Genomic DNA, 7060 nt, shown 5'->3' on the forward strand with positions numbered 1-7060 from the left:
GCCGTCGATCAGGATCCGGCCGCCCTGCAAGTCGTAGAGCCGCTGGATCAGCTTGACGAAGGTCGACTTGCCCGCCCCCGTCGGCCCGACCAGCGCCACCCGCTCGCCTGGCGCCACCACCAGGGTGAAGCCGTCATAGAGCGGCCGCGGCTGGTTGGCGTAGCCGAACACCACACGGTCGAAGACCACCTCGCCCAGTTCGCCGCGGAAGTGTTCGGCGCCCGGTGCGTCGGCGAGCTGCGGGTCGGTGATCATGTAGGAGGCGACGTCCAGAGTGTCGTCGAGACCCTTCTGCAGCATTTGGGTGATCTCGCTGAAGTTCCGCATGTAGCCGGCCATGACGATGAACGAGGTGATGGCGAAGGCCACGTCCCCCGGCGTCGCTTTTCCTTGCGACCAGGCGTGGACCAGGAAGCCGGTCAGGCCCGCCTGCAGCACGATCAGGAACATGTTCTGGCCAAAGCCGACGACGTTGAAGCGATCCCACGTCTTGTTCACCGCCGCGCGCCAGGCCTCGACCGTGCGGCCGAAACGCGCCTCTTCGCGGGCCTCGGCGCCGAAGCTCTTCACCACCGGATTGCCCCCGATCGCGTCGGCCATCGTCGCCCCGATCTTCGAGTCCAGCGACGTCGAGACCAGGTTCACCGGCCGGACATAGTGGACCGACATCAGGATGTTGAAGGTCCCAAACAGAACGATCATCACCGCCACGAACACGCCGGCCAGCGGCCAGTGCAGACCGAGCGAGATCGCCAGGCCGCCCAGCACGATCAGGGTCGGGGCCAGCATCATCAGCAGGGCGTCGGAGGCGCTGTCGTAGCCCCACATGGCGCGGCTGACGCGGCGCACGGTGGCGCCGGCGAAGTTCGAGGCGTGCCAGTCCGACGAGAAGGCCTGCACCCGCTTGAACCCGTTATTGACGATGCGGGCCATGATCCGGGCGTAGAAGCCGTTGGCCGCGCGGAACATGGCGCTGCGCATCAGGTAGAAGACCAGATAGAGGCCCGATAGGCTGGCCCAGGCGATCCAGGCCGTGCGCGTCACCGGTTCGGGACTCGAGACGGCGTTGATCAGCGCTCGGGTCGCCCAGGGGATCGACAGGTCGCAGGCCGTCGCCACCAGCATCAGACCGACGATCAGCGCGAACTTGCGCGGCTCGCCCAGCCAATGGCGGACGATGAAGCCCAGGACTTGGGTGTTGGTCAGTATCCGAGGACGGTTCGGGTCCTCATCGTCGTCGTAGGGTTCGGTCATAGCGCACTTCACGAATGGCCCGGTGCGAACCGGGATGAATGAGATCGAGTTGGGCGCCGGAGCCCGTGGGGGAGCACGGGCTCCGGCGCCTCGCCGCGCCCCGCCTAGGCGGGTCGCCGGGCCTCGAAATTGAGTATTCGACTTGATCGACCTGGTCGTCGGCCGGGCTGATGGTCGGCGCCCACGCAGATCGCCTCGAAGCCCACCGCCGCGAGCGCCAGCTCGAACTCCTTCAGGCCCCAAAGCCGGAAGGCCATGATCTCCAGCTCCGACTCCACCAACTTCCCGTTTCGCCACCGCTCATAGCGATCGTGGGTGACGCGGCGCTGGGCCAGCAGGTCGATCTCGACCACCCGCCCCTCGATCCGCAGGAGATCACCCTCGGTGGTGGTCCAGGTGCGGATGTCCGGTTTCTCGTTGGTCAGGTAGGCTAGTGGCAGAAGGTCGATCAGCAGCCGGCCGCCCGGGCGCAGGTGGTCGAAGAACCGCCCCAGCACCGCGAACGCCTCGGCGAAATCGTCCAGCAGGGTGAAGGTCCCCACCGGCACGAGGATCGCCGCGAAGTCGCGGTCGTAGGCGAAGTCCTGGAACCTGGACCGGCGCAGCGAAGGCGTCAGTCCGCGGGTGGCGCAGTGCTGGCGGCAGACCGCCAGCATGTCCTGCGAATGGTCGAAGCCTTCGACCTCCAGTCCCGCCTCGATCAGCGGGATCAGCAGGCGGCCGGTTCCAACGCCCGCCTCCAGGATCGGCCCCTCAGTCCCGGCCAACCGATCGAGATAGAACGGCACGTCGGGCAGCGAGCCCGGCGGCTTGTCGAGGTCGTAGATCTGCGTGCAGAGCACCCCGTAACGATTGGGAACGGCGGCGTTGGAAGGGACCGAAATCGGTTCGGCGATGGGCATGTCGTCGTCTCTTGAGACAGACGGACTTCGCGCTAGGCAGACGGGAAATCCGTGGAATCGGGGAGCGCCGGCGAACGCGCAAGGCTGCGCGGCATGAGGCTGGCGATGAAGGTGCAGATCGGCCCGAAGAGGGCCCGGTCGCGGCTAGGCGCGGACCCCGGTGCGGGCGATCACAGCGACAAGCGGCATCTGCGGACGATGATTTAGTGCTTTCACTTCGATCACCTCCCTCTCAGATGGCTGTGGGCCGGACGACAACGGCGCGAACCCTGCGCGCCTCGAATTGACCTGTCAATCCGAATGACCCGCGTTATTTCGGGCGCTCGGTAAAGTGGCGCCGTGACAGTGGCCCGAAGGCAACAGGCGATGCTACATGCTGAGCCATGGTCGCTCACCTCCCCGACGCCGCGCCCACCAACTGGGTGGACCGCTACGCCCCGCAGTCGCTACGGCCATGGCTGAAGCTTGGCCGGTTTGACCGACCAGCGGGGATTTGGCTGCTGATGCTGCCCGGCTGGCAAGGCGTCGCCCTGGCGGCCGCCATGGAGAGCCTGCTCCCCGACCTGCTGCTGCTCGCCAAGTTCTTCGTCGGCGCGGCGCTGATGCGCGCGGCGGGCTGCGCCTATAACGACATCGTCGACCGCGACATCGACGCCAAGGTGGCGCGCACCGCCGCCCGGCCGGTCGCCTCGGGGCAGATCAGCGTCAAGCAGGCCTGGGCCTACATCGCGCTATGCTCGCTGATCTCGCTGGCGATCCTGCTGACCATGCCGCCCATCGCCATCGGCCTGGGCGTCGCCTCCCTGGCCCTGGTCGCGGCCTATCCCTTTATGAAGCGGATCACCTGGTGGCCCCAGGCCTGGCTCGGACTGACCTTCAACTGGGGCGCGCTGCTGGGCTTCGCCGCGGCGACTGGGACGCTCGGTTGGCCAGCGGCGCTGCTCTACGCCTCGGGCATCTTCTGGACGCTGGGCTACGACACGATCTACGCCGTGCAGGACATCGAGGACGACGCCCTGATCGGGGTTAAATCCTCGACGCGGCGGCTGGGCGCCAACCTGCAAAAGGGCGTGCTGTTCTTCTATGTGGCGTGTTTCGCCCTCGTGCTGGCCGCAGCCTGGGCCGGCGGGCTGGGGCCGCTATTCCTGCCGCCGGTCGCCCTCTACGGCATGCACCTGTCGCGCCAAGCCGCGCGCCTGGACGTCAATGACGGCCCCGGCGCGTTGGCGCTGTTCAAGTCCAACAGCTTCGCGGGCTTCCTGCTGTTCCTGGCCATGGTGGCCGGGACCTGGAAAGGCCCGACGGGCGGCTTCTAGGCCGCCGCCGCCCGACCAGACTTGCTCAGCTCCTGCTCGAGCGCGGCGCTGGCCGCGTGCAGGACTTCGATAGCCGTATCGATCTCGGCGCGCTGAGCCTCGAAGGCGGCGATGCGCTCGCGATATTTCCGCAGCGCCTGGGTGTTCTGGGCGATCAGCCCGTCGTCTCGGCCATAGAGGTCGAAGATGTCGCGAATCTCGGCCAGGGCTAGGCCAACGCTCTTGCCCCGCAGAATCAAGATCAGCCGGGCGCGATCACGGTAGGAATAGATCCGCGCCTGACCATCGCGGCTGGGCGACAGCAGCCCTTGCTCCTCGTAGTAGCGCAGCGCGCGCGGCGTCGTGCTGAACTCGCGGCAGAGCTGGGTGATGGTGAAGGTGGACGCCGGACGGCGCAGCTTGGTGAGCATTCTGGTCTCTCCCGATACCCGCAGGCGATTGTCTCGCGCCTGTCAGGCGCTGAACCTTCCCTGGCCTTTGGCTTACGTCAAGCATGACGCGGCGTCAGGCTTGTGCGCGATCACCCTGGCGCGGAAGGATGGCCGGAAAAGGGAGGAGCTAGGCCATGGGCGAGCTCGACTTTACCGGCAAGACCGTCCTGGTCGTCGGCGGCTCCAGCGGCATCGGCAACGGCATAGCCCACGCCTTCCGGGAACGCGGGGCGCAGGTCCACGTCTGGGGCACTCGCGCCGATGCTGGCGCCTATGCCGGGGTTGAGGGCTCGGACCTGACGGGCCTGGCCTACGCCAAGGTCGATGTCGGCGACCGTGCGCAGATCGCCGCCCACGCCCCGCCGTTCGAGACCCTCGACGTGCTGATCCTCTGCCAGGGCACGGTGGTCTACCGGCGCGGCGAGTTCGAGCCGGAAGGCTGGGACCAGGTGATGGCGATCAACCTCGACAGCCTGATGGCCTGCGCGATGAAGTTCCACGACACTTTGGCGGCGCAGCGCGGCTCCATCGTCATCGTCAGCTCGGTCTCCGGCTTCCAGGCCAATCGCGGCAACCCGGCCTATGCGGCGTCAAAAGCCGGCGCCGTCAGCCTGACCAAGACGCTAGGCCAGGCCTGGGCCGGCGACGGCATCCGGGTCAACGGCCTGGCGCCTGGGCTGGTCGACACCAAGCTGACCAAGGTCACCACCGAGAATCCGGACCGCCTGCGCGGCGCGATGCGGAGCATTCCAGCCGGCCGGTTGGGAGAGCCCTCCGACATGGCCGGCGCGGCGCTGTTCCTGGCCTCGCCGCTGGCCTCTTACGTGGTCGGCCAGACCCTAGTCGTCGACGGGGGCCTCAGCCTATGAGCCGGCTCAGCAGATCGGTCAAAGACTCGCGGGTGCTCATCACTGGGGCCACATCGGGCATGGGACGGGCGACCGCCGAACTGTTCGCCGAGGAGGGCGCGCAGGTCGCCGTCACCGACCACGCCTTGGCGCCGGCCGAGGCCCTGGCCGCCCAACTTCGCGAGCGCGGATTGTCGGCACAGGCCTGGAAGCTCGATGTCTCCGACCCCGCCGAGATCGCCGCCGTCGTGGCCCAGATCGGCGCTCAATTCGGCGGGCTCGACATCGTGGTCAACAACGCCGGGATCTCCGGCTTCGCGGCCATCGACAGCGACGCCTATGAAATGGTCTGGGACCGCTCGCTGGCCATACTGCTCAGCGCCCACCAGCGGGTGGTGCGCGCGGCCCTGCCCTACCTGCGCCAATCCTCGGCCGCCCGGATCGTCAACATCGCCTCGACCGAGGCCTTGGGCGCGACGGCGATGGACAGCCCCTATGCCGCAGCCAAGGCCGGGGTGGTCGGCCTGACCCGCGCCCTGGCCGTCGAGCTGGGGCGCGAAGGGATCACGGTGAACTGCGTCTGCCCGGGCCCGATCAGCACCGGCATGACCGCCGCCGTTCCTGACGAACACAAGGCGACCTTCGCCCGGCGACGCACCGCGCTGGGCCGCTATGGCGAGCCTGACGAGGTGGCCCACATCACGCTCAGCCTATGCTTGCCGGCGGCGTCCTACATCACCGGCGCGGTGATCCCCGTGGACGGGGGACTGACCGCCCGCAATGCCTGACGCGACCTTGACGACCCTATTTGTACGGCATACAAATAGGGCATGACCAACGTCCGACCCTTGGCCGAACTGCGCGCCGTGCGGGAGCCCGGAAAGCGGATGCGCTCGCGGCTGCTCGACGCGGCGGTCGAACTCTTCAAGGCGCAGGGCCTGGCCGGGGTCGCGGTGGCCGACATCGCCGCCGCCGCCGGGGCCTTCCCCAGCCAGATCACCTATTACTTTCGCACCAAGGAGGCCCTGTTCGTCGAGGCCGCCTGCCGCGAGGTGCTCTATGTCGCCCGCCAAGCCGAAACCTCGGCCGCCCAGGCGCTGACCGGCTCGGACTACAATCGCCGGCTGGTGGAGACGGTGATCGGTTCGCCGGGCCTGGCCCTGTTCGTCGAGGCCCTATCCCTCACCCGTCGGCGCCAAGACCTCGCTCCGTTGATCGAGCGGACCTTCGACCGGCTTCACGCCCAGGGCGACCGCGCCTATGCCGAAACCAAGGCCCAACACGGCTGGTCCGGCGGCGATGATCCGGCCACCACCGCCCGCCGGTTCTGGACCCTGGCGCTCGGCGTGGCGCTGCGCGACGGCGCCACCGGTGCGACCGGCCAGGAAGCCATCGACGAAATGTCCGCCCTCCTCCGGCACAGCGGCGCCAGCCACCGCGCCGCGCATCCCCAAGGGGAAACCTGATGGCCGCCGCCACCCGCCTCGATCCCAAGCAATTCTTCACGCCAGAGGAATGGGCTCCGCTTTCAGCGCGCTCATCCTGGAAAGGCCCGGCGATGATCGCCCACGCCTGGGCGCTGATCATCGCGGCCGGCGCCATGGTGGTGGTCTGGCCGCTGACCTTGCCGCTCGCCGTCATGATTATCGGCACGCGTCAGCTTGGCCTGGCCATCCTGATGCACGACGCCGCCCACGGCGCCCTGCACAAGAATCTGAAGGTCAATGACTGGATGGGCGAATGGCTGACCGGCGGCGGGCTGCATCGCTACCGCCCCTATCACCTGACCCATCACCGGTTCGCCCAACAGTCGGAAGATCCCGATCTTGGCCTCTCGGCGCCGTTCCCGATCACGCCGCTGTCGCTGCGCCGCAAGATCATCCGCGACCTGACCGGCCAGACCTTCTTCAAGCAACGGTTCGGCGATTTCGTTCAGCGCCTGAAAAAGCGCAAGCCCGGCGAGCCGCTGCTGCCGATCATCACCGAGGAGATCCGCCGCAAGCGTCGCTGGCTGGCCTTTGGCGTCTTTGTCACCGCGGCCGGCGCGCCGTTCGGACTGTGGTGGATCTGGCCCGTGCTGTGGGTCCTGCCCCAGGCGACCTGGTATCCGCGGGTCTCGCGCCTGCGGAACTTCGCCGAGCACGCCTGCATCGACAAGAACGAGCCCGACCCGATGCGCCAGGCCCGCACCACCCGCGCCAGCGTGGTCGAGCGCCTGTTCATCGCGCCGTACTATGTGAACTACCACTGCGAGCATCACATGTTCATGTACGCAGGCTGCGCCCAGCTTCCCGCCATCCACCGCGCGA

The 7060-nt window shown here is 67.9% G+C and carries 8 protein-coding genes; 5 read left to right on the top strand and 3 right to left on the bottom strand.

The features are described from left to right. Together Q7T84_RS06705 and Q7T84_RS06710 are read right to left on the bottom strand one after the other, a co-directional pair. A partial coding sequence (locus Q7T84_RS06705; protein WP_304806987.1) for an ABC transporter ATP-binding protein occupies positions 1-1254 on the bottom strand: 1254 nt, incomplete at its 3' end. Between the two features lie 104 nt (positions 1255-1358). After that, positions 1359-2156 (bottom strand): bifunctional 2-polyprenyl-6-hydroxyphenol methylase/3-demethylubiquinol 3-O-methyltransferase UbiG, encoded by a 798-nt coding sequence (locus Q7T84_RS06710; RefSeq protein ID WP_304806988.1) that lies wholly within the window; start codon positions 2154-2156, stop codon positions 1359-1361. 383 nt (positions 2157-2539) lie between these two features. Here Q7T84_RS06710 and ubiA point away from each other — a divergent pair, with 383 nt between their 5' ends. Further along, positions 2540-3472, top strand: a complete 933-nt coding sequence (ubiA, locus tag Q7T84_RS06715) for a 4-hydroxybenzoate octaprenyltransferase (RefSeq protein WP_304806989.1) — start codon at positions 2540-2542, stop codon at positions 3470-3472. Here ubiA and Q7T84_RS06720 read toward each other — a convergent pair. Next, positions 3469-3882, bottom strand: a complete 414-nt coding sequence (locus Q7T84_RS06720) for a MerR family DNA-binding transcriptional regulator (protein WP_304806990.1) — start codon at positions 3880-3882, stop codon at positions 3469-3471. The two genes, ubiA and Q7T84_RS06720, sit on opposite strands and share 4 nt — an antisense overlap. Before the next feature lie 155 nt (positions 3883-4037). On the opposite strand from Q7T84_RS06720, the gene Q7T84_RS06725 reads away from it, so the two are divergent. The 4 genes from Q7T84_RS06725 to Q7T84_RS06740 all read left to right on the top strand — a co-directional run. Further along, on the top strand, positions 4038-4772 hold the full coding sequence (locus Q7T84_RS06725; RefSeq protein ID WP_304806991.1) for an SDR family NAD(P)-dependent oxidoreductase: 735 nt from the start codon (positions 4038-4040) through the stop codon (positions 4770-4772). Continuing rightward, the gene (locus Q7T84_RS06730; protein WP_304806993.1) at positions 4769-5539 is read left to right on the top strand and encodes an SDR family NAD(P)-dependent oxidoreductase; all 771 of its coding nucleotides are present in this window, start codon (positions 4769-4771) and stop codon (positions 5537-5539) included. Before Q7T84_RS06725 ends, Q7T84_RS06730 begins: the two co-directional genes overlap by 4 nt. Before the next feature lie 42 nt (positions 5540-5581). Beyond that, positions 5582-6217 carry a TetR/AcrR family transcriptional regulator C-terminal domain-containing protein gene (locus tag Q7T84_RS06735; protein ID WP_304806994.1) on the top strand — a complete coding sequence of 212 codons (636 nt, stop codon included), beginning with the start codon at positions 5582-5584 and terminating at the stop codon, positions 6215-6217. Beyond that, positions 6217-7060, top strand: an 844-nt coding sequence (locus Q7T84_RS06740; protein WP_304806996.1) for a fatty acid desaturase family protein, incomplete at its 3' end; no start/stop codon positions are given. The genes Q7T84_RS06735 and Q7T84_RS06740, both read left to right, overlap by 1 nt.

It is taken from the genome of Phenylobacterium sp. (genome assembly GCF_030654915.1).
Classification (GTDB): Bacteria; Pseudomonadota; Alphaproteobacteria; order Caulobacterales; family Caulobacteraceae; genus Phenylobacterium.

Excerpts from the sequence above, each read along its gene's own strand:
- Q7T84_RS06730 (WP_304806993.1), top strand. The coding sequence starts at position 4,769 with ATGAGCCGGCTCAGCAGATCGGTCAAAGACTCGCGGGTGCTCATCACT.
- Q7T84_RS06725 (WP_304806991.1), top strand. The coding sequence starts at position 4,038 with ATGGGCGAGCTCGACTTTACCGGCAAGACCGTCCTGGTCGTCGGCGGC.
- ubiA (WP_304806989.1), top strand. The coding sequence starts at position 2,540 with ATGGTCGCTCACCTCCCCGACGCCGCGCCCACCAACTGGGTGGACCGC.
- Q7T84_RS06710 (WP_304806988.1), bottom strand. The coding sequence starts at position 2,156 with ATGCCCATCGCCGAACCGATTTCGGTCCCTTCCAACGCCGCCGTTCCC.
- Q7T84_RS06735 (WP_304806994.1), top strand. The coding sequence starts at position 5,582 with ATGACCAACGTCCGACCCTTGGCCGAACTGCGCGCCGTGCGGGAGCCC.
- Q7T84_RS06720 (WP_304806990.1), bottom strand. The coding sequence starts at position 3,882 with ATGCTCACCAAGCTGCGCCGTCCGGCGTCCACCTTCACCATCACCCAG.